The sequence below is a fragment of the Microbacterium trichothecenolyticum genome, from assembly GCF_030818955.1.
GTDB lineage: Bacteria > Actinomycetota > Actinomycetes > Actinomycetales > Microbacteriaceae > Microbacterium > Microbacterium trichothecenolyticum_B.
The window spans coordinates 1,564,414-1,591,413 of the sequence record NZ_JAUTBF010000001.1 but is presented as its reverse complement, the minus strand read 5'-3'; the positions used below and the strand labels follow the sequence as shown (position 1 = coordinate 1,591,413).

The 27,000-nt window shown below is 72.8% G+C and carries 22 protein-coding genes; 11 read left to right on the top strand and 11 right to left on the bottom strand.

The genetic code is table 11. The annotated features are described in order from the left end of the window. Together QE412_RS07600 and QE412_RS07595 are read left to right on the top strand one after the other, a co-directional pair. Window positions 1–2,583: a glycosyltransferase gene (locus QE412_RS07600; RefSeq protein ID WP_307481818.1), complete on the top strand. Its 2,583-nt coding sequence runs from the start codon at window positions 1–3 to the stop codon at window positions 2,581–2,583. Next, complete coding sequence (locus QE412_RS07595; RefSeq protein WP_307481815.1) at window positions 2,580–3,971, top strand: DUF5719 family protein; 1,392 nt, start codon at window positions 2,580–2,582, stop codon at window positions 3,969–3,971. The genes QE412_RS07600 and QE412_RS07595 overlap by 4 nt, the downstream gene beginning before the upstream one ends. 46 nt (window positions 3,972–4,017) lie before the next feature. Here QE412_RS07595 and QE412_RS07590 read toward each other — a convergent pair whose 3' ends face one another. Further along, the gene (locus QE412_RS07590; protein ID WP_307481811.1) at window positions 4,018–4,452 is read right to left on the bottom strand and encodes a hypothetical protein; all 435 of its coding nucleotides are present in this window, start codon (window positions 4,450–4,452) and stop codon (window positions 4,018–4,020) included. Window positions 4,453–4,579: 127 nt separating this feature from the next. On the opposite strand from QE412_RS07590, the gene QE412_RS07585 reads away from it, so the two are divergent. Further along, entirely contained in the window at window positions 4,580–4,786 is a 207-nt protein-coding gene (locus tag QE412_RS07585) for a DUF3499 family protein (RefSeq protein ID WP_307481810.1), read from the top strand. A 25-nt stretch (window positions 4,787–4,811) separates the two neighbouring features. Here the strand turns inward: QE412_RS07585 and QE412_RS07580 are convergent, their stop codons facing one another. Continuing rightward, entirely contained in the window at window positions 4,812–5,642 is an 831-nt protein-coding gene (locus QE412_RS07580) for an RDD family protein (protein ID WP_307481808.1), read from the bottom strand. Window positions 5,643–5,658: 16 nt separating this feature from the next. Between QE412_RS07580 and QE412_RS07575 the strand changes: the two genes are divergently transcribed. From QE412_RS07575 to katG, 3 genes are all read left to right on the top strand, one after another. Next, window positions 5,659–6,654, top strand: coding sequence for a stage II sporulation protein M (locus QE412_RS07575; RefSeq protein ID WP_307481806.1), 996 nt, complete (start codon window positions 5,659–5,661; stop codon window positions 6,652–6,654). 64 nt (window positions 6,655–6,718) lie between these two features. Continuing rightward, window positions 6,719–7,180 carry a Fur family transcriptional regulator gene (locus tag QE412_RS07570; protein ID WP_307481804.1) on the top strand — a complete coding sequence of 154 codons (462 nt, stop codon included), beginning with the start codon at window positions 6,719–6,721 and terminating at the stop codon, window positions 7,178–7,180. Beyond that, window positions 7,177–9,435, top strand: a complete 2,259-nt coding sequence (katG, locus tag QE412_RS07565; protein WP_307481801.1) for a catalase/peroxidase HPI — start codon at window positions 7,177–7,179, stop codon at window positions 9,433–9,435. The genes QE412_RS07570 and katG overlap by 4 nt, the downstream gene beginning before the upstream one ends. Window positions 9,436–9,662: 227 nt before the next feature. Here katG and QE412_RS07560 read toward each other — a convergent pair whose 3' ends face one another. The 8 genes from QE412_RS07560 to QE412_RS07525 all read right to left on the bottom strand — a co-directional run bounded on the left by QE412_RS07560 (window position 9,663) and on the right by QE412_RS07525 (window position 19,839). Continuing rightward, the gene (locus QE412_RS07560) at window positions 9,663–10,622 is read right to left on the bottom strand and encodes an NAD-dependent epimerase/dehydratase family protein (protein ID WP_307481799.1); all 960 of its coding nucleotides are present in this window, start codon (window positions 10,620–10,622) and stop codon (window positions 9,663–9,665) included. Beyond that, entirely contained in the window at window positions 10,619–13,339 is a 2,721-nt protein-coding gene (locus QE412_RS07555; RefSeq protein WP_307481796.1) for an alpha/beta fold hydrolase, read from the bottom strand. The genes QE412_RS07560 and QE412_RS07555 overlap by 4 nt, the downstream gene beginning before the upstream one ends. Beyond that, window positions 13,336–14,358, bottom strand: coding sequence for a 3-oxoacyl-ACP synthase III (locus tag QE412_RS07550; RefSeq protein ID WP_307487078.1), 1,023 nt, complete (start codon window positions 14,356–14,358; stop codon window positions 13,336–13,338). Before QE412_RS07550 ends, QE412_RS07555 begins: the two co-directional genes overlap by 4 nt. Before the next feature lie 124 nt (window positions 14,359–14,482). Then, window positions 14,483–15,784 carry a DUF58 domain-containing protein gene (locus tag QE412_RS07545; RefSeq protein WP_307481793.1) on the bottom strand — a complete coding sequence of 434 codons (1,302 nt, stop codon included), beginning with the start codon at window positions 15,782–15,784 and terminating at the stop codon, window positions 14,483–14,485. After that, complete coding sequence (locus tag QE412_RS07540) at window positions 15,784–16,800, bottom strand: AAA family ATPase (protein ID WP_373426535.1); 1,017 nt, start codon at window positions 16,798–16,800, stop codon at window positions 15,784–15,786. Before QE412_RS07540 ends, QE412_RS07545 begins: the two co-directional genes overlap by 1 nt. Continuing rightward, window positions 16,797–17,969: a DUF4350 domain-containing protein gene (locus tag QE412_RS07535; RefSeq protein WP_307481790.1), complete on the bottom strand. Its 1,173-nt coding sequence runs from the start codon at window positions 17,967–17,969 to the stop codon at window positions 16,797–16,799. The genes QE412_RS07540 and QE412_RS07535 overlap by 4 nt, the downstream gene beginning before the upstream one ends. Continuing rightward, complete coding sequence (locus tag QE412_RS07530; RefSeq protein ID WP_307481787.1) at window positions 17,966–18,634, bottom strand: DUF4129 domain-containing protein; 669 nt, start codon at window positions 18,632–18,634, stop codon at window positions 17,966–17,968. The genes QE412_RS07535 and QE412_RS07530 overlap by 4 nt, the downstream gene beginning before the upstream one ends. After that, window positions 18,631–19,839 (bottom strand): hypothetical protein, encoded by a 1,209-nt coding sequence (locus QE412_RS07525; protein ID WP_307481784.1) that lies wholly within the window; start codon window positions 19,837–19,839, stop codon window positions 18,631–18,633. The genes QE412_RS07530 and QE412_RS07525 overlap by 4 nt, the downstream gene beginning before the upstream one ends. A gap of 162 nt (window positions 19,840–20,001) precedes the next feature. Here QE412_RS07525 and mtrA point away from each other — a divergent pair, with 162 nt between their 5' ends. The 5 genes from mtrA (at window position 20,002) to hpf (ending at window position 25,567) form a co-directional block, all read left to right on the top strand. Continuing rightward, a complete protein-coding gene (mtrA, locus tag QE412_RS07520; RefSeq protein ID WP_307481781.1) occupies window positions 20,002–20,682 on the top strand; it encodes an MtrAB system response regulator MtrA in 681 nt (226 codons plus the stop codon). 7 nt (window positions 20,683–20,689) lie between these two features. Further along, window positions 20,690–22,378 carry an MtrAB system histidine kinase MtrB gene (gene mtrB, locus QE412_RS07515; protein ID WP_307481778.1) on the top strand — a complete coding sequence of 563 codons (1,689 nt, stop codon included), beginning with the start codon at window positions 20,690–20,692 and terminating at the stop codon, window positions 22,376–22,378. Then, window positions 22,375–24,033: an LpqB family beta-propeller domain-containing protein gene (locus tag QE412_RS07510; RefSeq protein ID WP_307481773.1), complete on the top strand. Its 1,659-nt coding sequence runs from the start codon at window positions 22,375–22,377 to the stop codon at window positions 24,031–24,033. The genes mtrB and QE412_RS07510 overlap by 4 nt, the downstream gene beginning before the upstream one ends. A gap of 100 nt (window positions 24,034–24,133) precedes the next feature. Further along, window positions 24,134–24,811, top strand: a complete 678-nt coding sequence (locus QE412_RS07505) for a ComF family protein (protein WP_307481771.1) — start codon at window positions 24,134–24,136, stop codon at window positions 24,809–24,811. 93 nt (window positions 24,812–24,904) lie between these two features. Continuing rightward, window positions 24,905–25,567 carry a ribosome hibernation-promoting factor, HPF/YfiA family gene (gene hpf, locus QE412_RS07500; protein ID WP_307481767.1) on the top strand — a complete coding sequence of 221 codons (663 nt, stop codon included), beginning with the start codon at window positions 24,905–24,907 and terminating at the stop codon, window positions 25,565–25,567. Between the two features lie 69 nt (window positions 25,568–25,636). On the opposite strand, the gene QE412_RS07495 is transcribed toward hpf, so the two are convergent. Beyond that, window positions 25,637–26,950: a hypothetical protein gene (locus QE412_RS07495; protein ID WP_307481764.1), complete on the bottom strand. Its 1,314-nt coding sequence runs from the start codon at window positions 26,948–26,950 to the stop codon at window positions 25,637–25,639. Window positions 26,951–27,000: the final 50 nt, after the last annotated feature.

Below are 27,000 nucleotides of genomic sequence, written 5' to 3'. Positions count from 1 at the left end.
GTGTGGCTCCTCGCGCAAGACACTGCGCCCGACCCCGACGCCCTCGTGCGTCTCGCGGGCGCCCTCGAGCTGTCTCCCTCGCTCGTCGTCGCCGCCCCCAAGCTGGTGGCCTGGGACGAGCGCGACATGATCCTCTCGCTCGGGGTGAGCATGAATCGCTACGGCGGCACCGTCGAGCTGGCCGCGGGCGAGCTCGACCAGGGTCAGCACGACGGCGATTCCGACGTGCTCGGCACCGACGTGCGCGGCGTGCTCGTGCGACGCGACGCGTGGACGTCGCTCGGCGGACTGGATCCCGCTCTCGGCGGCGCCGACGAGGGGCTCGACCTCGGCGTGCGGGCCCGCCTGGCCGGAGCGCTCGTCTCGGTGGTTCCCGCGGCGCGCGTCGCGGTCGCCGGCGACGGCGTCGCCGCGATGGCCCGCGGACGCCGCCGGGCCCGGCGCCGCGCCTTCGCGACACGCACCGCGCAGCTGCATCGGCGCCTGGCATACGCGCCGGCACTCGCGGTGCCGTTGCACTGGCTGTCGTTCCTGCCTCTCGCGCTGTGGCGCACCCTCCTGCACCTCGTGACGAAGATGCCCTACCGGGTGCTGCCCGAGTGGGGAGCGACGCTGCTCGTGATGGCACGGATGGCTGCGGTCGCGCGCGCGCGCCGGCGCATCCGCACGGTGCGCACCGTCGGGTGGTCGCGCCTGGCGCCGCTGCGCGTCTCGCGCGCCGAGATGCGGCTGCGCTGGGAGGGCGACGGAGCCGACCCCGAGGCCCCCGTACGCCCGGAGCTGCGGTTCTTCACCGGGGGAGGGGCGTGGACCGTGCTCGGCGCGCTCGCGGTGTCGGCGGCGTTGTTCGCCCCCCTGCTCGCGTGGCCCGTGCTCGGCGGCGGGGCGCTGGTGCCGCTGCGTGCGAACGTCGCCCAGCTCTGGCAGGACGCGGCGTGGGGCGCGCGACCCCTGGGATTGGATGCCGTCGGCCCCGCCGACCCGTTCTCGGCGCTCGTGGCGCTGATCGGCACGCTCTCGCCGGGCGACCCCTCGCGTGCCTTCGTCGTGCTGTGGGTGCTCGCCCTACCGCTGGCCGTGCTCGGCGGGTGGTTCGCGGCGACGCGCGTGACGGACTCGGCGCTGCTGCGCATCACGGCGGCCCTCGCCTGGGCGCTGGCCCCCACCTTCCTCGCCTCGCTCGTCGAGGGGCGCCCGGCCGGCGTGCTCCTGCACCTGCTGTTGCCCTGGCTGTTCTTCGCCGCCAGCGTGGCGCACCGGTCGTGGGCGCCCGCGGGGGCGGCCTCCGTGCTGTTGGTGGCGGTGCTCGCCTGCGCGCCGTCGCTCGCCCCCGCCGTCGTGGTGCTGTGGTCGGCCGCGCTCGTGGTCGTCGCCCTCGTCGCCGGTCGCGGTGTCGCTCGCGTGGTGTGGCTGCTCGTGCCCTCGATCGTCGTGTTCGCCCCGCTCGTGTGGACCCAGGTGCGCACCGGTAACCCCTGGGGACTGCTCGCCGACCCGGGCGTGCCGTACGCGGGCGCCGAGGTGTCCGCCGATCCTCTCGGCCGCGCTCTGCTCGCCGCCGGCTTCCCCACCTCCGACCCGGGAGGCTGGGCCACGTTGACCGGAGGCCCCGTCTGGTGGGTCGGCCTGCTCGTGGCTCCGCTCGCGGTGCTCGCTGTGCTGTCGGTGCTCACCCCGCGATGGGTCGCGGCATCCGCTCTCGTCGTCATCGCCGTCTCGGGCCTCGCCACGGCCTTCGCCGCCGTCGGCATCGCGGTGTCGTTCGACCACGCCGTCCCCGTGCCCCTGTGGCCGGGGGCCGGTCTGAGCCTGGCGTGGGTCGGCGTCGTCGGCGCTGCGGTCATCGCCCTCGACGCGGGCATCGTCGGGCGCGCGTCCGCGCTGCGGCCGATCGGTGCGCTGCTCGTGCTCGGCACCCTGCTCGTCGCCGTCGCTCCCGCCCTGACCGCTCAGATCCAGGGAGCGGGCGCGGGGCGCTCCGTACTCACCAACGGTCCGGTCTCGACCCTGCCGGCGTTCGTCGCCGCCGAGGGGCGCGGCTCGACCGGCGTCGGCACGATCGTGCTCGACCCGCGCGCCGACGGCCTGCGCGTCGATGTCGTCTGGGGGGGAAGCGCGACGCTGTCGGGCCAGAGCACCGTGCGCTCCACGCGCACGACGCCGACCGCGGCCGACACCGAGCTCGCGGCGTTGGCGGCTGATCTCGTCACCCCGTCGGCGGACGACGTGGTCTCGCGGCTCGCCGCCCGCGGCATCGGGTTCGTGCTGCTGGAGTCCGCTCCCGCGGGCGAAGACGACGTCATCCGCGGTGCGCGTCTCGGGGCCGCGACGTCTCTCGACCAGCGCGATCTGCTCGACCCCGTGGGGGCGACCTCGCGGGGCGACCTCTGGCGGGTGAACACCGCCCTGCAACCGCGGGCGTCGCTCGACGAGCACCAGAGCAACCTGCAGCGGCTGGTCGCCGCGGGCTCGATCGGCGTCATCGTCGTCGCGCTGCTGCTGGCCGTTCCCACCGCCGCCTCGCGCCGCGTCGCGCGTCGCACGCCGCGCATCGTCGGCCCGACGCCGGGAGGATCCCGATGAGCGATCGTCGTCTCGTCCGCTTCGCCGCCACGAGCGCCCGCGTCGTCGCCGGCGCCGCCGTGGCCACGGCGGCGGTGGTGGGCACCGTGGTCGGCATCGCCGCCCCGTGGCCCGAGTACGCGGCGACCCCTCTGCGTGTGGAGGCCACGCCGGCCCCCTCCGACACCGTGCTCGCCTGCGACGGCCCGCTGCTCGCCCTCGGGCGCAGTGCCGATGCGGCCGGCAGCCTGAGCGCGGCCGCGGCCCAGCAGGTCGTCAGCGGCCCTGCCGACAGCGATCCCGTCACGAGCGGATTGACCGGCGCGACCGCCGACGCCTCCGGCGACGCGGAGGCGCTGCGCGCCGCCCCCCGTGACGGCGCTCCGACGCCGCTGGCCGCCGCGGGCTCGGCCACCGCCGTCTCCGACGACCTCACCGGGTTCGCGGCATCCGCGTGCCGTGCTCCTCTCGCGGAGTCGTGGCTCGTGGGCGGTGCCACGACGACGGGCGCGAACGACCTCGTGGAGCTCGCCAACCCCGGTGACGTCCCGGCCACGGTGCAGCTGAGCGTCTACGGCGCACAGGGCGTCTCGCAGCCCCCCGGCGGCACCAACCTCGTGGTGCCTGCCGGAGGTCGCCGCGTGGTTCCGCTGGCGGGCCTGCTGCTGGGCGAGGAGAGCCCCGTCGTGCGGGTCGTCTCATCGGGCGCTCCCGTGCACGCATCGCTCCAAGCCAGCCTCACCCGTGTGCTCCTGCCCGGCGGAAGCGATCAGGTCGCCCCCATCGCCCAAGCCGACACGCGCCTGGTCATCCCCGGTGTGCAGGTGCTCACCTCGGGGCAGGGGCAGGCCGGCACCGTGCTGCGCCTGCTGGCACCGGGAGCGGATGCCACCGCGACGGTCACCCTGTCGCCGTTGGACCCGTCGGCGACGGCGCCCGCCGCGACGCAGGTTCCGCTCACAGCCGGCAAGCCGACCTCGCTCGATCTGTCGGGTCTGACGGCGGGGGCGTACACCGTCGAGGTCGACGCCACCGCCCCCGTCGTGGGCGCGACGTGGTCGACCACGGGATTCGGGGAGGGCGCGGACTTCGCCTGGTACGTCCCCACTCCGCGCATCACCACGGCGGGCTTCGTCGCGGTGGCGCCCGGCGTCGGAGCCGCGGTCGTCGTGACCGCGGAAGCGCAGGACGCCACGGTCACCCTCACGCCCACCGACGGTGCCGCGCCGATCCAGGCGAGCGTTCCCGCCGGAACGAGCACCGCCGTGGCGGCGGCAGCCGGGGTGTACCGTCTCGAGACGAGTGCCGCCGTGCGCGCAGCGGTCACCTACTCGGGTGCCGGAGCCCTGGCGTCGTACCCGCTGTGGCCCGCCGACGCCGCGGCGGCGGCGCTGAGCGTCCTGCCCTGACTCGTGCGGCGGCCTCCAGCGGTCGCCGAGGACGATCCTGACGCGATCAGAAGAAGCGGAAGCGCTCGGGGCCGAGGTCCCACGGGTCGCGGTCGAGGTACTCGGCGGCGGCACGGAAGACGGCGCCTTCGATCATCATGCGCCGGTGCAGGTCGTCGTCGTGGTGCGGGTGTCCCAGGCGCTCGATCGGCACGCGATACAGGATGATGCGCTTCTCGTCGCGCAGCACGGTCCACCGGGGGATGCCGTCGGCCGCGGCGGGCGGCATGATGCCGATCTCGAACGACACCTCGCGCAGCTCGGACCAGGCCGACCGCAAGAACTCCGCGGCCGCGCTCACAGCGATGTCGAACCGTTCGACGCGGGTATCGATGGGGGGCAGCGGCGGTCGCACGACGGGGCTGCGATCCTCGCGCCCATGTCGGCCGTGCCGCGACGGACGGACGACCGGCCGGACTTCGCGGGAACGTCGACGCACCATGGCTTCATCCTACGTTCGCCGGCGTCGCCGTTTCCCCCGTGCCGACACCGAGCCGCGGCATCCGAACTCTCTCCCGCGCGGCGCGGCGGTGTCACGGTACGCGGGTGTCTCACTAGGCTGACCCGCGATGCGCGACAGACTCTGCTCGAAGGTGGGATGTGCCCGCGAGGCGATGAGCACCCTCACCTACGACTACGGCGACCAGATGGCGGCCTTGGGGCCCCTGGGTCGGGCGGGCGATCCGCACGCGCACGACCTCTGCGCCGTGCACGCCGATCGGCTGTCGGTTCCGCGCGGATGGGTCGTCGTCCGGCACGAGACGATGCGGGCCTGAGGGCGCGCTCGACACCCGGCTGAGCTCACGCTTTCTCGGTGAGGGCGGCCGCTCGCTCGTTCTCGAGGACCAGGGCGCGGTACTCGCGGTCTCGACGCACCGCCGACACTGCGCGCACCAGCATCTCCGCGTCCGCCGGGGGCAGGGGTGAGACGAACGGGCGTACGGCCTCGGCGAGGTCTGCGGCCACGCGGGCGCGCGCGGCCGCATCCAGGGCGTCGGCACCGCGCACGAAGGTCGCCATGCGGGAGGCGAGCCGGTCGGGCAGGCGCGACACGTCGGCGAGGGCTGCCCAGGCCTCGAGACCGGGAGGGATGCCGAGAGCCGGCGGAGGCAGGGGGCGCGTGCGCGTGCGCTCGCTCGCCGTGCCCGCGACCAGGTCGCCCAAGCGCTGTGCGCGCGGGGTGAACATTCCCACGACGGCGGCGATCGCGCCGACGGTGAGCCACAGTTCGAGCACGCCGACGAGGGCGCGGATGAAGGCGTGGCGAAAGCCGGCCGCCCCGCCGTCGGTGCGCACGATCCTCGCCCCCACGACGAGGCGGCCGAGGCTGCGCCCGCGTGAGAGGGTCTCGACGGCCGTGGGAACCACCACCATGACGCTCACCAGCAGCGTCACCACCGCGATACCGATGGCGCTGTCGGGCAGGCTGCCGCGCACGCTCATGGCGATCACGAGGAGGCCGCCGCCCACGAGCAGCCCGACGCCGATCAGCATGTCGATGAGGCAGCCCACCGCCCGCAGGAAAAGGCCGACGGGCTGTACATCGAGGGCGACCGCCTCGCCGGTGAGGGTCTCGTCGGTGCGAGTGTGCACGAGGCTGACCGCGGGCGCGGGAGTCGACGAGGAGGCCATGCGTACAGTTGATCACATGGACCTCGACGCCCTCACGGCCGCCCGTCGTGACGAATGGGCCCGGCTCGACGAGCTGGGGCGGCGGCGGCACCTCAGCGGTCCCGAGGTCGACGAGCTCGTCACCCGCTACCGGGCGGCGTCGGCCGACCTGGCCGACATCAAGACCTCGGCCGGACGCACGCCGCAGGGCGACTATGTCTCCATCCTGCTCGCCCGCACGCGCCTGCGTCTCACCGGCGTGCGCGAGAACGTCCTACGGCAGATGCCGCGGTTCTTCCTCTGGCAGCTGCCGGCCGCGCTGTACCGGGTGCGGTGGATGACACTCGCGGTGGCGCTCTTTTTCGTCGCGGTCGCCGCGCTCGTGGCGTTGTGGATCTCGGCCGATCCGGCCGCGGTCGCCGCGCTGGGCGCCCGCAGCGACCTGCAGAACTACGCCGACGAGCGCTTCGTCGACTACTACCGCGAGAATCCCAACGGCATCTTCGCGGGCACGGTGTGGACGAACAACGCCTGGATCGCCGCGCAGTGCGTGCTGTTCGGAGTGACCGGCTTCTGGCCGGTCATGGTGATCATGCAGAACGCCGTGGGCGTGGGGCAGGCCGCCGCGGTCATGGTCGCCTTCGACCGTGCGGACGTGTTCTTCCAGTTCATCCTCCCGCACGGCCTGCTCGAGCTCACGGCGATCTTCGTGGCGGGCGCGGCGGGCCTGCAGATCTTCTGGGCGTGGGTGGCGCCGGGCCGACGAACTCGGGCGGCGGCGCTCGCCGCGGCCGGTCGATCCCTGGCGACGGTCGCGGTCGGACTGGTTTTCGCGCTGGCCCTGTCGGGACTGGTCGAGGGTTTCGTCACGCCCCGGGACTGGCCCTGGCAGGTGAAGATCGCGATCGGCGCGGTGGCTCTCGGGGTGTTCTTGTCGTACATGCTCGGGGTGGGCCGGCGAGCTGCGCGCCGTGGCGAGACCGGCGATCTCACCGAGTACGAAGCGGGGACTCCGACGCTGACCGCGGGGTGAGTGGCATCCTCACGTTTGCCGGCGTGTCATTTTTGATTCACTCAAAACAAGTTAGAGTGATCGCATGCTCGACGATCGGACGGATGCCACCGCGGATGCCCTCATCCGCGGTGCCGGGCTGCGGGTGACGGCGACGCGTGTCGCCGTGCTCGAAGCCCTGCGCGCCCGTCCGCACGCCACCGCGGAGGCCGTCTACGACGGCATCCGTGGGACCCTTCCCGGCACCAGCAAGCAGTCCGTGTACAACGCGCTCGGCGACTTCGCCGACGCGGGTCTCGCCCGCCGCATCGAACCCGCCGGTCATGCCGGCACGTTCGAGCTGCGCGTGGGCGACAACCACCACCACGTGGTGTGCACGGGATGCGGGCGGATCGACGACGTGGACTGCGTCGTGGGCGAAGCCCCCTGCCTGCACATCCCGGAGGGAAGCGGCTTTCTCGTAGAGACCGCCGAGGTGACGTTCTGGGGCATCTGCTCCGATTGTCGTGCGACCTCCGAAGCCGAAAAATCGAAAGGATCCCGATGAGCGACGCTCTGAACGGGTGCCCCGTCTTCCACGACGGAGCCGCGCCCGATGACAACCGACTGCCGGTGGGCGAAGCCCCCGCCGACAGCGAGCCCGCCGGCGCCCTGCCGCACCCGACCCAGGGATCCGCCAACCGCGTGTGGTGGCCCGAGTCCCTCAACGTGAAGATCCTCGCCAAGAACAACGCACAGCGTGACCCGCTCGACGAGGGCTTCGACTACAAGGCCGCCTTCGAGGCGCTCGACCTCGCCGCGGTGAAGGCCGACATCCAGCAGGTCATGACGACCTCGCAGGATTGGTGGCCCGCCGACTTCGGTCACTACGGCCCCCTCATGATCCGCATGGCCTGGCACAGCGCCGGCACCTACCGCGTGACCGACGGTCGCGGCGGCTCGGGCGCGGGCATGCAGCGTTTCGCGCCGCTGAACAGCTGGCCCGACAACGTCAACCTCGACAAGGCCCGCCGCCTGCTCTGGCCCATCAAGAAGAAGTACGGCCAGTCGATCTCGTGGGCCGACCTCATGATCCTCGCCGGAAACGTCGCGCTGGAAGACATGGGCTTCCCGACCTTCGGCTTCGCCGGCGGCCGCACCGACGTGTGGGAGCCCGACGACGACGTGTACTGGGGCCCCGAGACCACGTGGCTCGGCGACGAGCGCTACACGGGCAACCGCGAGCTCGAGAAGCCGCTCGCGGCCGTCCAGATGGGCCTCATCTACGTCAACCCGGAAGGCCCCAACGGCAACCCCGACCCGCAGCTGTCGGCCCACGACATCCGCGAGACGTTCGGCCGCATGGCCATGAACGACGAGGAGACCGTCGCCCTCATCGCCGGTGGACACACCTTCGGCAAGACGCACGGCGCGGCGAGCGACTCGCACGTCGGCCCCAACCCCGAGGCCGCCGACATCAACGACCAGGGCTTGGGCTGGAAGAACGACCACGGCACCGGCAAGGGCGACGATACCATCACCAGTGGTCTCGAGGTCACCTGGACGTATCACCCGACCCGTTGGGACAACGAGTTCTTCCACATCCTCTTCGCCTACGAGTGGGAGCTGTTCCAGAGCCCCGCGGGCGCGCACCAGTGGCGTCCGAAGAATGGTGCGGGCGCCGACATGGTGCCTCTCGCGCACTCGGATGGCCGCCGCGAGCCCCGCATGCTCACGAGCGACCTGGCGCTTCGCGTCGACCCGGCGTACGAGAAGATCTCGCGCCGCTTCCTCGAGGACCCGGCCGCGTTCCAGGACGCCTTCGCCCGCGCCTGGTTCAAGCTGACCCACCGCGACATGGGCCCGCGTGAGCGTTACCTCGGCTCCGAGGTCCCCGCCGAGGTGCTCGTCTGGCAGGACCCCGTGCCCGCGGTCGACCACCCGCTCATCGACGCCGCCGACGCCGCGGCGCTGAAGCAGCAGATCCTCGACAGCGGCCTGAGCGTGCAGCAGCTCGTCACCACGACGTGGGCTGCGGCATCCACCTTCCGCGGCAGCGACAAGCGCGGCGGCGTGAACGGCGCGCGCATCCGCCTCGAGCCGCAGAAGAGCTGGACGGTCAACAACCCCGAGCAGCTGGCATCCGTGCTCGACGTGCTCGAGAAGATCAAGGCCGAGTTTGACGCGCAGGCGACGGACGGCAAGAAGGTCTCGATCGCCGACCTGCTCGTGCTCGCCGGCAACGCCGGTGTCGAGCAGGCAGCCCTCGCCGGCGGCGTCGAGGTGGAGGTGCCCTTCACCCCGGGCCGCACCGACGCCTCGCAGGAGCAGACCGAGATCGAGTCGTTCCGCTGGCTCGAGCCGATCGCCGATGGCTTCCGCAACTACGCCTCGCGTGAGGCGCGGCTTCCCGCGGAGTTCCTGCTGCTCGACAAGGCCAACCTGCTGACGCTCACGGCTCCCGAGATGACCGTGCTCGTGGGTGGCCTCCGCGCGATCGGGGCGAACTGGGACGGCAGCGACTGGGGCGTCTTCACCGACACCCCCGGTGCTCTCACGAACGACGTGTTCGCGAACCTGCTCGACCTCGGCACCACGTGGAAGCCGCTCGACAGCGGCAAGCACGCGTTCGAGGGCACGAAGGACGGCTCGGGCGAGAAGGTCGGGATCGGCACGCGCGTCGACCTCGTGTTCTCGTCGAACTCCGAGCTGCGCGCGCTGGCCGAGGTGTACGCCTCCGACGACGCCAAGGAGAAGTTCGTCCGCGACTTCGTCGCCGCCTGGCGCAAGGTCACCGAGCTCGACCGGTTCGACCTGGTCTGAGCGACCCCGGCCGCCTCGCGGCTCGGCGCCCGGAAGGCCCGTCCCCTCGCGGGGGCGGGCCTTCCGCCGTGTGCGGGCCCGGGCCGCGAGGGTCTCGCTCTCGTTGACTTCGGGCTTGTGTACGGCGGGGGTGTGGGGGCGCGTGCGTTTGGCCGAAGTCAACGGGGGAGGGCGACGAGGGGAGGGCGCGGGGAAGGGAGGGCGCGGGGGACAGCGCGGGGAGAAGGTCAGGCGCGGGAAAGGCGACGGAGGCCCTCGTCGAGAGACACGGCGGGGCTCCATCGCAGATCGCGGCGGATCGCGGTCTGGTCGAACCAGTGCGCGGTCGACAGCTGTTCGGCGAGGAAGCGCGTCATGGGCGGCTCGTCTTCACCCGGGCGTACGGCCCAGACGCGCTCGACGAGCGCCCCGGCGGCCTTCGCCAGCCCCGCGGGCACGCTGAAACGCGGCGGCTCGACGCCCGAGGCCCGGCAGATCCCGGCGAGCAGGTCGCCCACCGGGCGCGGCTCGCCGTTCGTGAGCACGTACGCACGGCCGCTGACCTCGTCGACGCGGTCGAGGGCGGCGACGATCCCGGATGCCGCGTTGTCGACGTACGTGGAGTCGATGAGCGCCGCGCCGCCGTTCAGCAGCGGCAGGCGCCCGCGGCGCGCGCGGTCGACGATCCGTGCGATCAGCTGAGTGTCGCCCGGGCCCCAGACGAGGTGCGGACGGATCGCGACGAGCGACATGCTCTCCGAGGCATACGACAGGGCGAGCAGTTCCGCCTCGGCCTTCGTCCGGGCGTACTCGCCGCGCGCCGCCGCCGGATCGGCGGGTTCGGCGCCCACCCCGGCCAGGGCATGACCGGCGTGCGCGACGGAGGGGGAGGAGACGTGGACGACGCGCGTCACTCCGGCGGTGCGCGCCGCGTCGAGAAGCGTCCGGGTGCCCTCGACGTTCACGGCGCGGAACTGCGCCGGGTCTCCCGCGAGAGACACCTTCGCCGCGAGGTGCACGACGCCGTCGATGCCATCGAGCGCGGATGCCACGGCATCCGGATCCGTTACCGAACCGAGGCGGTCGTGGGCGCCCTCGACGCCCGAGGGGCGGCGCTGCAGAGTGCGTACCTCATGCCCCTCCTGCTGGAGGGCGCGGACGACGGCCCGGCCGAGGAAGCCGGACGCGCCGGTGGCGAGGACCCTCACGGCGCCGTCGGCTTCTCGCCCGCGAGCAGATGTTCGGCCCACGCGGCGAGGCGCGAGCGGTCGATCTTGGAGTTGTGGCGGATGTCGGTCGGCAGCGTCGGCGCGACGAGCACGGCCGCGACGGTCTGCTCCGTCGAGGTGCGGACGGCCGCGGTGAGCTCGGGCGAGGCGAGGCCCGGCCTCCGGGCACCGGCCTCGACGACCACGACCACGACCTGCCGGCCGACGGGACCGACGCCGACCGCGGCGGCGCGGACGACATCGGGCACGGTCTCGGCATCCTGTTCGATGCCGACCGGGGTGACGGGACCGTCGGCGGTGGTGATGACGTGGGGCAGGCGACCCTCGACCCAGAGGCGGCCGTCGGCGTCGAGGTGGCCGACGTCACCGGTGCGGTGCCACCTGTCCGCGAGGCCGCGCCGCGCCTCGCGGTCGGTGAGGTAGAGGCGGAAGTACCCGCGCTTGAGGTGCGGCGCCGAGATGACGATCTCGCCGGTCACGCCCGTCGCGGTCGTCGGGTCGCCCGTCGCGCGGCCCTCGTCGTCGATCGCCGAGATGCGCACCTGGCCCGTGCCGAGGGGTCGTCCGACGCAGACGCCGCGGTCGCCCGCCGCCTGCTCGATCTCGGGCAGGGTGACGTCCGCGACGAGGAGGCACTCGGTCATGCCGTACGGGGTATGCGCCGTCGCGTTCGGCATGAGCGCCTGAGCCTGGCACAGCAGCTCGATGCTCACGGGGGCGCCCGTGGACAGGAACGTCTCGACGCGCTCCAGCGCTGCACGGTCGGCGCTGTCCAGTGCGGAGGCGGTCGCGACGACGTTGGCGACCGCGGCGGGGGAGAGGAAGACGATCCGCGCGTCCGAGGCCCGGACGGCGGCGGCGACCGCGGCAGCGGTCAGGGTGCGGGGCGCGGAGACGTCCATGTCGGGCGTCGCCGACCGCGTGCCCAGGGCGGGTCCGAGCAGAGCGAACGGGGCGAAGCCGGTCACCAGTCCCGTGTCAGCCGTCACCCCGAAGTGCGCGGCGAGGGTGTCGCGCAGCGCCGTGAGTTGGGCGTGCGTATACACAACGCCCTTCGCCGGTCCCGTGGAACCCGAGGTGAACAGCACGGCCGCGTCGGCGTCCGGGGCGGGGGCGTCGGGAAGGGACCGGCCACGGCCGGCGCGGGCGAGATCGGAGAGGCTCGCTTCGACGCCGAGGGCGCGCCCGCTGACGGCAGGAAGGGACGCCGCCGAGATCCGGCGGCCGGGCCAGCCGAGCGCGCGGGCGGCGGCAAGCCCCGCGACCTCGCCGATGACGACGTCGGGCACGGCACCGCGCACGGCGCGGGACAGACCCCGGATGCCGAGGCCCCGGTCGGCCACGACGACGACCGCGCCGATGCGCAGACACGCGTACAGCGCGGCGGTGAGCGTGGGACCGGGCGGCACGAGGAGCGAGACGCGATCGCCCGCGCGGACGCCGAACGCGGCGAGCCCGGCGGCGAGCTCATCGACGCGCGTGGCGAGCTGTCGCCAGCTCACGCGCAGCGGTGCGCCGTCGCGGGAGGTGCTCATGTCGATCACGGCGGTGTCGTCGTCGTCGCGGCGGGCGTCGAGGGCGTCCCACAGGCGACCAGTCGGCGCCGTGTCGGGTGCGGCGGCCGTGCTCGCGGCCGGCTGTGCGTCCGGGGCCGGGTCAGCGCCGGGGGCGGGCTCTGCAGCCGTGCCCGGCTCGACGCCCGCGGCCGGCTCCGCGCCCGAGGCCGCGGCATCCGTGGCCACGCCCTTCTCGTCGAGCCAGTCGAGCACGACCTCGGCGTAGGGACGTTCCTCGGCGATGAGGTGGCCGGCGCCTTCGAAGCGGTGCACGTCGGCGTGCGGGAGGCGCTCGGTGAGGTCGTCGAGGTGGCCCTCGCCGAACACGGGGTCTTTCGGACCGCGCAGAAGCAGTGCGGGCACCGTCACCTCGCGAAGCCCCGCCGACAGGCGGCGCAGCGCCGGTGTGCTCTCGTCGGCCGCGGTGGCGGGGATGTCGGCGACGAACCCGCCGATGCCGCGGCGACGGGCGACCGTGGCATAGGGCGCCCGGAACGCCGCGCGCACCGCGGGATCGAGATCGGCCAGGGCCAGCGTGGTGTCGAGGAACGCCGTCGTGCCGGTGGTGCCGGCGGCGAGCATCCCGCGGGCGGTGGCCACGCGCAGCGCGAACGGCAGGGGCGCCCCGTCGGGGTGGTGCACCGCCGTGTTCAGCGCGATGACGGCCGCGAGGCGGTCGCGGTTCTCGACGGCCCAGCCGAGCGACACCGGCCCGCCCCAGTCGTGCCCGATCGTGACGACCGGACCCGTGATGTCGAGCGCGCCGACCACGGCGTCGAGATCGGCGATGCGCTGGGCCAGCGTGCGCCGCAGCGACGTGCGGTCGGAGAAGCCCATCTCGAGCTGGTCGACGGCCACGACCCGCCAGGGCGTGCGCCCCGCCTCGGCGCGGGCGAGCGACGCGGCGACCAACGCGCGCCAGAGGTACGACCACGTCGGGTTGCCGTGCACCGCGACGATGGTGCCCACCGGCTCGATCCCTCCGGCGGAGAGAGCGGAGCCGGAGTCGAGCACGTGCCACGTGCGGGCGTGTCCCGCGTCGGCGGCGGCACCGGGTACCTCGACGAGGCGCGACAGCGTCGGGTCGAGGCCGGGGAGCCCGGCGGGGGGCAGGGTCGCGTCGAGGGCGGTGACCCTCACCAGGCCAGCTCCAGCATGCCGGTGTTCAGCCCGGAGCCCACTCCCATCAGCAGGACGCGGTCGCCGCGGCGCAGCGTCTTCTGCTCGTCGACGAGGGTGATGGGGATGGATGCCGGACCCACATTGCCCAGGTGCGGGTAGGTCACGGGAACCCGGCTGCGGTCGAGCTTGGCGGCGCGCACGATCGCGGAGGTGTGCACGGAGGACACCTGGTGCGTGATGTAGCGGTCCATGCCGGTCCACGAGAACTCGCCCTTGGCCTCTTTCCAGGCCGAGACCACGAGGTCGAGCCCGCCCTTGAGCAGGGCCTTCGCGTCGGTGAACATGCCGTCGACGCTGCCGACGCAGAGGTCATAGAACTGCGTCGCCGCGCGGGTGACGCCGCCGACGAGGCGGTGACCCTCGGGGTGGTCGCTCGCGCGGCCGAGCACGGCCGCGGCAGCGCCCGAGCCGAGGGTGAGCGAGGCGAACTCCTGCATGAACGCGTCGCGGTCGAGATCCTCGCGGACGAGCCGGTTGATCGTGTTGACCTGGATCTCGTCGGCATCTTCACCGTTGACGATCAGGGCGTACTTGACCTGGCCGGACTGGATCATGCCGGCGGCCAGGCTCATGCCGTTGATGAACCCGAGGCAGGCATTGGCGACGTCGAAGTTGATCGCCGAGCTCGGCAGACCCAGTCCGTGGTGCAGTCGAACGGCCACCGAGGGCTCGAGATGCTTGCGCGTGACGGAGGTGTTGATGATGAGGCCGACCTCGCGGGGATCGACGCCCGCCTCGGCGAGCGCCTGCTTGCCCGCGGCGATCGTCGCCTCGTCGGAGGATTCCCCCGCGGCCCAGTTGCGGCGCTCATTCACGCCCGCGACCCGTCGCAGCAGACCCGGCTTCAGCTTCAGCCGGTGCAGAGCGGGAGCGAGGCGGTCCTCGATGTCATCCGACGTCGTCACCCGGCCGGGCAGGACGCTCGCCACCGATACGAGGGCCACATCGTCGAAGCGGGTCGTGGCGTTTCCTGGCAAGAGTTCTCCCGCATCCTGTGCGTAGACGGCGCAGCCGGGCACGGAGGGGACGCGCGGACGGCTCGAAGGGTACCCCCCAGGATAAGCCGCGACGTATGTCGCGGGCTGCATGGGGACCGGTGTGCTACAGCCAACCGGCCGCCTTGAGCGCGAGATAGCGGTCGGCGACCAGCGGCGGCAGGTCGTCGGCCGACGCCGAGACGGCGTCTCCGCCGGCGCGGACCACTCCGCCACGCACCCGGTCGGCGTCGTGACGGGCGCGTTCGATCGCGGCGGCGGCGTACACATCGGCGGCATCGTGATGCTCGGGTACCTCGCCCGGGCCATCGGTCGCCGTGGCCACGAGCAGGCGCGAGCGGGCGGCGACGGCCGGCAGCGACGCGAGGAAGGCGCGCGCGGCCTCGGGGTCGTCGGCTGCGGTGAGCAGCACGACGAGCGCCGGACGCATCGCAAGTGCCCGGACCTGCGCGAACGCGGCATCCCAGTCGGTGTCGATCAGTTGCGGATCCACACCGGCCATCGCATCGACCACCCTCGGCAGCAGCTGCGCGCCGTCGACACGGGTGACGCGCGCCCGTGTCACCCGGTCGAACATCAGCAGGTGCACGTGGTCGCCGGCGCGTGTCGCGAGCACCGACAGCAGCAGAGCGGCCTCCATCGCGGCATCCAGGCGCACCCCGTCGCCCACGCGGGCGGCGGCGGTACGGCCCGTGTCGATCACGATGACGACGTGCCGGTCTCGTTCGGGGCGCCACGTGCGCAGCATGGTCGTTCCCGCGCGCGCCGTCGCGCGCCAGTCGATCGAGCGGACGTCGTCGCCGCGGACGTACTCGCGCAGGCTGTCGAACTCCGTGCCCTGCCCGCGTACCTGCAGCGTGGTGTTCCCGTCGAGTTCGCGCAGGCGCGCCAGCCGCGAGGGGAGGTGACGGCGGGAGGTGAACGGCGGCAGAACGCGGATGCGGCCCGGGGCGTCGACCACGGCCTGCCGCCCCGCGATGCCGAGAGGGCCGGCCGAGCGCACGACGACGAACGCGCTGCGCAGCTCGCCGCGCCGGCGGGGGAGAAGCGGCAATGTCGCCGTGCGGCGCTCGCCCGGCGGCACCGTGAACGTCATGCGCTCCTCGGGAGCCCCGGCCGTCGGCTGCCACGCGTCGCGCACGAGCGCCCGCAGCGTGCGGGTGCCGAGGTTGCGCACGCGCAGTTCGCCGACGACGGGCTCGTCGCGCAGCGCCCGCTCGGGAAGCGAGCGGGTGACCTCGACGCGACGCGGGTCGGCGGCGAGGAACGCGTCGGTCGCCGCGAGCGCCCCGCACAGCACGACCCACCCTCCGGCGACCGCCCACGCCGGGGTGCCCGCCGTGCTCAGCAGCACGAGGGGGACGACGCCGAGAGCGACGAGCAGGGCGAGGCGGCCGGTGACGACCATCAGAGGGGCACGCGCGTCTGTTGCAGCACGGAGGTGAGGATGGCATCCACGGATACGCCCTCGATCTCCGCCTCGGGTCGCAGGCGGATGCGGTGCCGCCAGACGGGGACGAGCATGGTCTGTACGTGGTCGGGGGTGATGGCCGGGTATCCGCTGAGCCAGGCCCACGCCTTCGCCGCGGCGAGCAGCCCGGTCGTCGCGCGCGGGCTCACGCCCAGCAGCACCGAGGGGCTCTGCCGGGTGGCGCGCGCGAGATCCACGACGTAGCCGAGCACGTCGTCGTCGACGGCGACGGATGCCGCGGCGCGCTGGGCCGCGAGGATCTCGGGCCCGGTGATGGCCGGGGCGACACCGGCCTCGTCGAGGCGCCGAGGATCGAAGCCGCTCGCGTGGCGACGGAGCACGTCGACCTCCGCGTCGCGGCCCGGCAGGTCGACGACCAGCTTCAGCAGGAAGCGGTCGAGCTGGGCCTCGGGCAGGGTGTAGGTGCCCTCGTGCTCGATGGGGTTCTGCGTGGCGGCGACGAGGAAGGGGTCGGGAAGCGGACGACTCACCCCGTCGGAAGACACCTGTCGCTCCTCCATCGCCTCGAGCAGGGCCGCCTGGGTCTTCGGCGGCGTGCGGTTGATCTCGTCGGCGAGCAGCACGTGGGTGAAGACCGGACCCGCGCGGAACTCGAACTCGCCGGCACGCGCGTCGTATACGAGCGAGCCGGTGACATCGCCGGGCATGAGGTCGGGGGTGAACTGCACGCGGTGGGTATCGAGGCCCAGGGCGCGGCTGAACGAGCGCACCAGCAGCGTCTTGGCGACACCCGGCACGCCCTCGAGCAGAACGTGGCCGCGCGCCAGCAGAGCGATCAGCAGCCCGGTGACCGTGCCGTCCTGCCCGACGACGGCCTTGCCGACCTCGAGACGCACCCGGTGCATGGACTCGCGCAGCACGTCGTGGCCAGGGGCGTCGGTGGTCGCGTCCGGCGTCGGGGTCGTCGTCGGCGTCTCGGGGGAGTCGGTCATCGGGTGGTCCCTTCGGTTCGGACGGCGGCGCGCACGCTCGCCTCGAGGTCTCGGAGTCGATCGGCGGCCGCGACGAGCTCGCGATCTGTGCGGGGGATGTCATCGACGAGGATGCCGCGGACGACGAAACGGTCGGCACGGAGGCGGTCGGCCACCGCATCCGCGACGTCGACGGCGGGTGCGTGCGCCGCGAGGCCCAGCAGACGGCCGAGCCGGACCCGCGCGGCGCGACGCAGCTCGCCGAGCGCGTGCGCGGCGTCGCCCGACGCCGCATACAGGCGCGCGCGCCCCTCGGTGGTCTCGTTGGCCCGCACCGTCACGGGCAGACGCTCCGTGACGAGCGGACCGAACCGGCGCCCGCGCCAGATGGCGGCGGCAAGGGCGGCGGTGAGCAGGAGAAGGATCGAGGGCGTCACCCACGAGGGCGTCAGCTCGGCCAGTGTGGGTGCGGCGGTGCCCTCGTCGGCGTCGCTCGGCGAGGGCACGTACCAGACGAGGGTCTCGCTCTGCCCCAGCACGCCGATCGCCAGCGCCGCGTCGCCGTCGAGGGGCAGAGCGGCGTTGGTGAGCACCGCGAGCCCGTCGAGCGCGGTGACGGTGCGCCCGTCGCGTTCCCGCGTCAGCAGCGCGAACTCGCCGTCCACGGGGTAGCACCCCGTCACTCCGATGCCGGGGACGAGCAGTTCCGTCGCTCGCGCGTCGCCCGCTCGGCGCGCGGCGGGCACCTCGCAGGCCGGAGCGACCGCTTCGTCCCGGGCGATGCCACCCAGCGATGAGCCGTTCATCAGCACGTCGAGGGCTCGCGAGCGCGGCTCGACGAGGACGGTGTGGCGGGCTCTCGCGGCGAGATCGCGCAGTGCCGCGTCGGAGAGCATGGGGGCATCGCGCATCACCAGCGTCGCGTCGGGGGCGGCCAGCGCGCGCGCGGCTGCCGCACGATCGCGGGCGATGGTGACCCGCACGCCCTGCTGCTCGAGTACGCGCACGAGCGCACGCGTGCCGTCGGGCCCGGCTGAATCGGGGTCGAGCACGGCACGCCGCTGGTAACCGCCGTAGACGAGCGAACCACCGACGAGGGCGACCAGGGCGAGGGCCATCACCAGCGCGATCCAGCCGAGCGCGCCGCGTCGGCCCGTGCGCGCCCGCGAGGGTGCTGTCGTGGCACTCATGGCGCGGCGACCGCACCGTCGGTGAGAGCCCGGGCACGGATCGTGGCGTCGTCGAGCTCGGCGATCGCGCGATACCCCTCGGCGGTCCCGGGGCGGCGGAGGTAGCGCACGTCGTCGAAGCTCGCCGCGGCGGTATCCATCGAGACGGCGAACGCCGGCAGGGCCGCACCCGCCGCGCGGGCGAACGCGCGCGCGGTCGCTCCCGGCGGCGGGTCGACCAAGCCCCGCTCGAAGAGTCCACGGGCCAGCGCGCGGAAGCGCAGCACGATGGCCGTGTCCCACGACCCCCGGGCAGCCGCCTCGGTGGCCTCACGACGCAGTTCGTCGGCCGAGCGCACGTCGTCGCCGTCGAAGAGGGCGCGAGCGGCGGGCCCTGCCCGCACCACGCGTCGGGGACGTCCCCAGATCAGCAGCGCGACGATGACACCGCCGGCCAGCAGGATCGCGAGCACGATGAGTGCCGGGGGTCCCCAGTCGGCGCCGTCCGACGGGGTCAGCAGGTCGCGGATGAACGACGCGACGGCCTGAGACGCGCGGTCGATGATGGTCGGCTCGGCGGCGCGGTAGGCGGGGTCGTTCAGCTCGCGCTCGGCCCATTCCCGGGCCTGGTCGGGGTCGGGAAGCAGGGGGAACACCGCGGTGACCGCGGCGAGGGCGGGCGTCATCCCTCTGTTCGCGACCCGGGCGGGGCCCATGACGTGGGCGCAGGCTCGGGTGCGACGGGCGTGCCCCCCTGCGGGGGAGTGGCGGTGGGCTCGTACGCCCCGGCGGGGGCGGCGTACCCGGTGGAGGGCGGTGTCGTGTCGACGGGCGCCGGTGCCGGATGCGCGACGATGCGGCCCACCCCGACGAGGTACGGATCGCCCAGCTCTGCGGCCCCCGCGTCGCGGGCCTCGACGTAGGCGTGCAGGTCGTGATCGAGACCCTCTGTGCGCATACGTGCGTCGACGTAGACGAGTGCGGCGGAGGTCGACTGCACCACCAGTGCGATGCACTGCACGAGCACGACCCCGAGCTGACCGACGACCTGCACCGCGAGGCTCCCCACGAGCGCGCCGGCCTCGTCGGTCCCCGTGGGAGCGACGATCACGGGCAGCAGTCCCCCGACCAGACTGAACGGGATCGAGATGATCTGGGCGATGGCGCCGAAGCCGAGAGAGATGATGACGATCACCCCCAGGGTCGGCCAGAATCGCCCGCGGGTGAGTCGCCAGGAGCGAGCGATGCCCGCGACGATGCCGGCCCGTTCGAGGATGATCACGGAGGGGGCGAGGAAGAGCTTGGTGTTGAGCCAGAGGTACAGCGGGATCAGCGCGAGCAGGAGCAGCACGCCGACGACGATGCCGACCCACACGACGGAGATGACCAGGAGCGTCACGATGCCCGCGAGGACGCCGATCACGACGACGCCGGCCAGCACGACCAGCGCGCTGTAGCCGATCAGACGCCAGACGACCGGGCGCACCCGTGCCCACACCGCTTTCAGCGTCGGCTTCTCGGCCACGACGGCGTGGGCGACCTCCGATACGACGACGCCCTGCACGATCACGCTGAGAGCGCCGACCAGCACGCTGAGCCCGAGAGCCGCGGCCCCCGTCAGCACGGTCGAGCCGGCGAGGATCGCGCCGTACTCGTCGCTGTCGAACGGCACGGTGTCGAGCCGGGAGTAGCTCGCCGCGGCAACGGCAGCCACGGCCGCGGTCAGCACCACGTAGGCCACCGCCTGCACCACCAGCGCGAAGCCCAGCAGCACCTTCGGGTTGTGCCGCAGCGCGGTGAAGGATCGACCGAGGATCGTGGCGAACCCGTACGGATGCAGGGGAACGATGCCGGGGCGCGAGGCCGGAGTCCAAGTCGGATACGCGGTCACGGTGATGCCTCCTCGGTGCGCGGCAGTGCCCTCATCGTGTCATACACCCCCGACACGCTCGGCCCCATCGCAGGCTGGTCGACTACTCTCGACAGCAACGCGCCCTCACCCCGGGCACGCTGCCCGTTCCGAACGGGTTCGAGACGGAAGACGTACACCCGAATGACTTCACGGATCCTGGTGGTCGACGACGACACCGCGCTCGCCGAGATGATCGGCATCGTGCTGCGCACCGAAGGATTCGACACGGCCTTCTGCGCCGACGGAGCCCAGGCCGTCGAAGCGTGGCGCACCGAGCGCCCCGACCTCATCCTGCTCGATCTGATGCTCCCGGGCGTCGACGGCATCGAGATCTGCACCCGCGTGCGCGCGGAGTCCGGCATCCCGATCATCATGCTCACCGCGCGCACCGACACCGCCGACGTCGTGAGGGGCCTGGAGTCGGGCGCCGACGACTACATCGTCAAGCCCTTCAACCCGAAAGAGCTGGTCGCCCGAATCCGCACGCGCCTGCGCCCGGCCCAGGTCGCCGTCGACGAGACGCTGCGCATCGGCGACCTCGTCGTCGACGTGGCCGCGCACGAGGTGCGCCGCGGCGACACCCCGATCGCACTGACGCCGCTGGAGTTCGAGTTGCTGGTCGCCCTCGCCGAGAAGCCGCAGCAGGTCTTCTCGCGCGAGATGCTGCTCGAACAGGTGTGGGGCTACCACTACAAGGCCGACACCCGTCTGGTGAACGTGCACGTGCAGCGGCTGCGCGCCAAGATCGAGGCCGACCCCGACAACCCGCGGATCGTGACCACCGTGCGCGGCGTGGGCTACCGCGCCGGCGCGGTGGCCTGAGCGCCCCATGACGGGCGCGGTGCGCACGCTCCCGCCGCGGCGGCTCGCCGACCTGCGCGACTGGCGGTCCGTGCGCGACCGCCTGGCGACGCTGTGGCGGCGCTCCCTGCGCTTTCGCACGATCCTGATCACGGTCGCGCTGACCGCCGCGACCATTCTGGTGACGTGCGTCGCGATGGCCCTCGTCATCCAGAACGAGCTGTTCACGGCCCGCAAGGACCAGGTGCTCCTCGAAGCCCAGCGCGCCACCGCGTCTGCCCAGGCCACCCTCGACGCCGCGGTGGATTCGACCGATCCCGCCGCGGCGCAGACGCTCATGAACGGCATCGCGACGCGGTTGTCGCAGCAGTCCTCGAGCGACCTCATCGCGCTGTACCGTATCGGCCCGCCCTCGCCGCTCGCCCCGCAGCCGTTCATCTCGCCCGCCTTCGAATCGAGCCTGGTGACCGAGGCGCTGCGCACGCAGGTGCAGTCCAGTCCCGATCTGCAGTGGTGGCAGTCGGTGGCGCTGCCCTCCGACGACGGCCGCGAGGTGCCCGGCATCCTGGTCGGCCACCAGCTGCGCTTCCCCGCTCGAGACGGCGTCGACTCGTACGAGCTGTACATGGGCTACGACCTCACCAGCGCCTCGCAGACGCTCGCCTTCGTGCAGGTGCTGCTGTGGGTGGTCGGGCTCATCCTCGTCGTGCTCATCGGCTCGATCGCGTGGTTCGTGCTGCGATCGGTCACGACACCGATCGCGGATGCCGCGGAGACCAGCGCGAAGCTCGCGGCGGGCGATCTGGGCGTGCGGTTGCCCGTGCGCGGCGAAGACGAGCTGGCCACGCTGAACCGCTCCTTCAACGCCATGGCCGACAGCATCGAGTCGCAGATCAAGGAACTCGCCGACCTGTCCCTCGTGCAGCAGCGCTTCGTGTCCGACGTCTCGCACGAGCTGCGCACGCCGTTGACGACCATCAAGCTCGCCGCCGACATGATCAACGACCAGCGTGAGGAGTTCGACCCCGTCACCGGGCGCGCCGCCGAGCTCTTGCACGCGCAGGTGCAGCGCTTCGAGGTGCTGCTGACCGACCTGCTCGAGATCAGCCGGTACGACGCGGGGTCGGTGCAACTCGAGCTCGAGCCCACCAGTCTCGCCCACCTCGCCGAAGACGTCATCGCGTCGATGGAGCAGCTCGCCGAGGGGCACGGCTCCGACGTGCGGCTGGTCGCGCCGGGCGGGTACACCCCCGTCGACATGGACGCCCGCCGGGTGCGCCGGGTGGTGCGCAATCTGCTCGGCAACGCCATCGAGCACGGCGAGGGCCGACCGATCGTCGTCTCGGTCGACAGCAACCGGGATGCCGTGGCGCTCGGCGTGCGCGACTTCGGCCTGGGCATGAAGGCCGATGACGTCGAGCGCGTGTTCGACCGGTTCTGGCGGGCAGACCCCTCTCGCGTGCGCACGATCGGAGGAACCGGGCTCGGCCTCTCGATCGCGCTCGGCGACGCGCGACTGCACGGGGGCGCTCTCGCGGTGTGGTCGGAGCCGGGCAAGGGATCGAACTTCGTGCTCACGCTGCCCCGCGACGGCAGGCCCGTCGGCGCGTCGCCGCTGCCCCTCGTCCCCGACGACGAGCAGGGCGGGGCGCTGGAGGCGCTGGGGCTCACCCAGCCGATCTCGCTCAACCGGTCGGGTTTCGGGAGAACACCATGAGACGCGCCCTCGCCCTCATCGCCGCCGCCCTCGTCCTCGCCCTCGCGGGGTGCACGGGCCTGCCCACGACGGGGTACGTCAACCCGGGCCGCGGTCCGCAGAACGACGACGCGCAGGCGTTCGCGTTCGTGCCCGACGGCCCGCAGGACGACGCCTCTCCCGCCGAGATCGTCGAGGGTTTCCTCCGCGCGGGCTCGGGCCCGGCCGACGATTGGGCCACCGCGAAGCTCTTCCTGGCGCCCGGCGCCACGTGGGATCCCCGTGCACGGGTGACCATCGACACGCTGGCAGACCGGCGCGCCGCGGCGTCGACCGACGGCAGCGCGGTGACCGTGTCGCTGTCGACCGTCGCGGTGGTCGACGCGGACGGCGCCTACTCCCCGGCGGCGACGGGCAGCGCCGAGACGCTGTCCTTCACCCTGGCGCGTGTCGACGAGCAGTGGCGCATCACCTCCGCGCCTAATGGCGTCGTGCTCTACGAAGAGGTGTTCCCGACCGTCTACCAGTCGGCATCCATCGCGTACTTCGACCCGACGTGGAGCTTCATCGTGCCCGACGTCCGGTGGTTCCCGCGCCCGTCCGTGGCGAGTCGGGTGGCCACCGCGCTGGTCGACGGTCAACCCAGCGCCTGGCTCGCGGGAGCGGTGCGCAGCGCCTTTCCCGAGGAACTGTCGCTCGTCGGTCGATCGGTGACGCTGTCGTCGGGCGGGGTGGCCCAGGTGCAGTTGCCGCGTGCGGCCCTGAGCCTGGATCGCACCACCCTGGACCGCATGCAGACCCAGTTGGCGCGCAGTCTGGCGTCCGCGGGGATCAACGAGGTGCAGATGACGGTGGAGGGCACACCCGTGACGGCCTCCGAGATCGCCGTCCGTGTCACGCGCACCGACCCCTCGCCGACCGTTCTGACGACGCTCGGCACCTTCGGGACGCTCTCGGGCGACCAGGTCGAGGCGATTCCCGGACTCTCCGACGCCGTGGAATCGCTCTCGCCGACGGCCGTGGAGATCGAGGCCGACCGAAGTCTGGCGGCCGTGCGCACGCAGCAGGGCTCCGTCGCGAGCGCTCTCGCCGACGGACGTACGTTCCTGCTCGACGACCGATCCGGGCTCATCGGACCCTCGATCGACGGGGAAGGGGTGATCTGGAGCGTGCCGGGCTCGGCCCCGTCGCAACTGCGCGCCATCACCCCCGAGGGGGTCGTGCGAGACGTGGGCAACGCCTGGCCCGACGCGGCCGAGATCACCGCGATGCAGATCTCGCGCGACGGTACGCGGGTGGCGGCCATCGTGACGGTCTCGGGGACGCGGGAGGTGTGGGTCGCCAGCATCCAACGCTCCGGCGGCGATGTCGACCTGGGCCCGCCCCACGTGCTGTCGTTCTCGCAACAGGGGGCGTTCGACCTCGGATGGTTCGACGACACCACGATCGGCGTGCTCGCCACCGTCGACGGCAGCAGTCGCCTGCGCGAACTCAACGTCGGGGGTCGCGGCACGGAGTCGCCGGCACCCGAGGGAACGCGCACGCTCGCAGCCGGTGGCACCAGCGTGCGCGTGCTCGACGACCAGGGGCGCCTGTTCAGCCGGCGCGGAAGCTCGTGGACGCTCGTGGGCTCCGGCATTCGCGTGCTCGCAGCCCAGCAGGGCACCGCCTCGTAGGCGCGTTCGCCTCCTCCCCAGGGGACCCGCGACGGCATCCGTCCCCGATCGCCGCTCCCGGGCGAGCGGGTCTGCCCGCCTCTCGGGGAGTCTGGGCCGCATGCCCCGGTCGTCGCTCCTCTCCGTCGTCGTCTCGTCGCTCACCGATGCCCTGACATTCTGGTTGCCGCTGTCGTGCGCGGGATGCGGCGCCCTCGACGACGCGCTCTGCCCGGGATGCCGCGGGGCCCTCGCCGGGGCTCGGGTCGATCGGGCGATCGAGCCGGGGCTGACCGTGTCGTGTGCCCTCGAGTTCTCGGGGGTGACGGCGCGGGTGATCCGGGCGTTGAAGGAAGACGGTCGCACCGGGCTCGCGCGGGACCTGGCACCCGCGCTCGCCGCGGTGCTGCGATCGGTGACGCCGCCCGGCGGCCTCGTGGTGACCGTGCCGTCGTCGGCCACGGCCTTCCGCCGTCGTGGCTACCGTCCGGTCGACCTGCTCGTGCGACGGGCCGGGTGGAGTCCCGAGCGCGCCCTCCGTCTGCGCCGGGCCCCGGGCGATCAGCGCGGGCTGGGTCGGGCGGCTCGGCGTCGGAACGTCGGCGGGGCCTTCGTGGCGCGGGGCGTGAACGGTCGAGCGGTCGTGGTCGTCGACGACGTCGTCACCACGGGCGCGACCCTGGCCGAGGCGGTGCGCGCACTGCGGGCGGCGGGGGCGGGGCCGGTATGGGCCGTCGCGCTGGCGCACACCCCGCTTCGCATCGCATCCAGAGGTGAATCTCACGGGATTTTCACGTGACACGACGGTGGCGCCCTACTAGCGTGGGGATGACTGAAGGCGACGGATGTTCCGCCCTTAGACCGGGCGGAACCCGGAACAAGGAGGTCACGGATGGACACCAGCATCGTCGGCGTGGGAGTCGGTATCACCGATCGTTTCCGCAGCGTGGTCGAAGAGAAGGTCAGTCGCATCGAGCATCTGGCGCCGCGTGCCAACACGCTCGAGGTCAAGGTCACTCACCGCTCCTATCGCAATGGTCGGATCGAAGACGACACGGTCGAACTCACCCTCGATGGCAAGGGTCCGGTCGTCCGGGCCGAGGCGACGGACGCCGACAAGTTCGCCGCTCTCGACCTCGCGGTCGACAAGATCTCCGAGCAGGTACGCCGGGCGAAGCAGAAGCGCGTCGATGCTCGCAACCACCCCCGCGGTGCCAAGTTCGAGAAGAACACCGGCGAGCTCGCCGGTATCGACGTCGAGCCCGCCTCGGTCGACGTGCTGCGTGCCGTCGCGACGGGCTCCGTCCCGGTTCAGAACGACTCGGCAGAAGAAGAGGACTACTGCCCGGTCGTCATCCGGCAGAAGGAGTTCGAGGCGGAATGGATGACGGTCGAAGACGCCGTCGACCGCATGGAGCTCGTCGGGCACGACTTCTTCCTCTTCATCGACGCCCGCACCGACCACCCGAGCGTCGTCTACCGCCGCAAGGGCTGGGATTACGGCGTGATCGCCCTCGGGACGCAGGCCGCGCCCGCCGTCCCGGTGGCATCCTGATCGATGGATGACACGATGCCTCCGCCCATCTGGGCGGGGGCATCGTCGTGAGACCGGGGGTTCGCCGGCTCAGCCGTCGAAGATATCTCCCAGCAGCGAGCCGATGACGAGCCCGCCGAGCATGCCGCCGACCATGTTTCCGCCGCCCATACCGCCGCCGCGGCCGTATCCCCCGCCGCGGCCGTAGCCGTTGCCGCCCCAGTCGTCGGGACGGGACTGCTCGATGTCGCGCTGGGCGATCTGCAGAGATTCCGACGCGAGCGACCCGGCGCGGCGGGCGGTGGCCAGCACGGTGTCGCGGTCGTCTTCGGGAACGAAGCCGAGGGGGAGCCCCGCGCGCAGGCGCTCGGCCTCGACGAAGCGGGTGCGCGCGTCGGCGCCGATCCAGCCGCGGTGGCCGGTGATCAGCCCGCGGGCGACGGCGATCTGACGGTCCGCGTCGTCGATGGCGTGCTCGACCTGCTCCTGGGAGGGGACGGGACGAGCGGCCCGCTCGCGGGCGACGTCGAGTGCGGCATTGGCCTGACGCAGAGAGGACAGTGCCGCGAAGGGGTCGCTGCGGGATCCGGATGCCGGCAGCGTGGCCAGCGCGCGCTCCAGATCGGCCATGGCCTGAGCGACCGCCGGGGTCTGGGCTCCCCGGCGCGCCTCGACGAGATCGTTGCGCGAATCGTCGACCACGGCCGCCAGGGTCGACTCGGCGCGCAGCGCCTCGATCTCGAACATGTCGACGGCATCGAGCAGCGACTCTGCACGGCGCACCGCCTCGGTCGCCGCCTCGAGGGCGACGGACGCCTGCTCGCGCTGGCCGGCCTCGCGCCGGCGTTCGGAGACGCCCGCGGTGTGCACGGCGAAGTCGAGCAGCTGGTCGATCTCTTCGGGGTTGCCGCCGATCTGCTGCAGGGCGGAGTCGCTGTACCGACGCGAGAGCCGCTCGACGACCTCGCGGGCGTTCGGTACCCGCTCGGCCAGGCGGTCGCGGTCGGCGCGCACGCGCGCCAGGGTCTCGGGAGCCCGTCGCACGGCGTCGATCTTGGGCTGCAGCACCTGCGTGCGCTCCTCGAGCAGGTCTTCCGCCCACTCCGACAGCTGAATGATGCGCGCGTTGCGTGTGCGCAGCTCTTCTTTCGTGTCGGGGATCTCGTCGTGGTTGAGCTGGTGCAGGCGGAACGCCTCGGCGAGGTGCGTGCGCACCGAGTCGAGGGCGGCGGCGAGGTCTTCGGTGGCCTTGTCTCCGAGCTCCGCGCGGGCGAAGTCCAGTTCGTCGGAGGTGAGGCGCACGCGCTCGTCGGCGGCGACGATCGCGAGCTCGGCGCGCCGGGCCAGGTCGGCATCCGCTGCGTCCTGCTCTTCGCGCTTTCTCTTGCCCCAGAAACCGGCCATGGGTCGATCCTAGGCCGCGCGCCCCGCGGAGGCGCCGAGTGTTCGCTTTG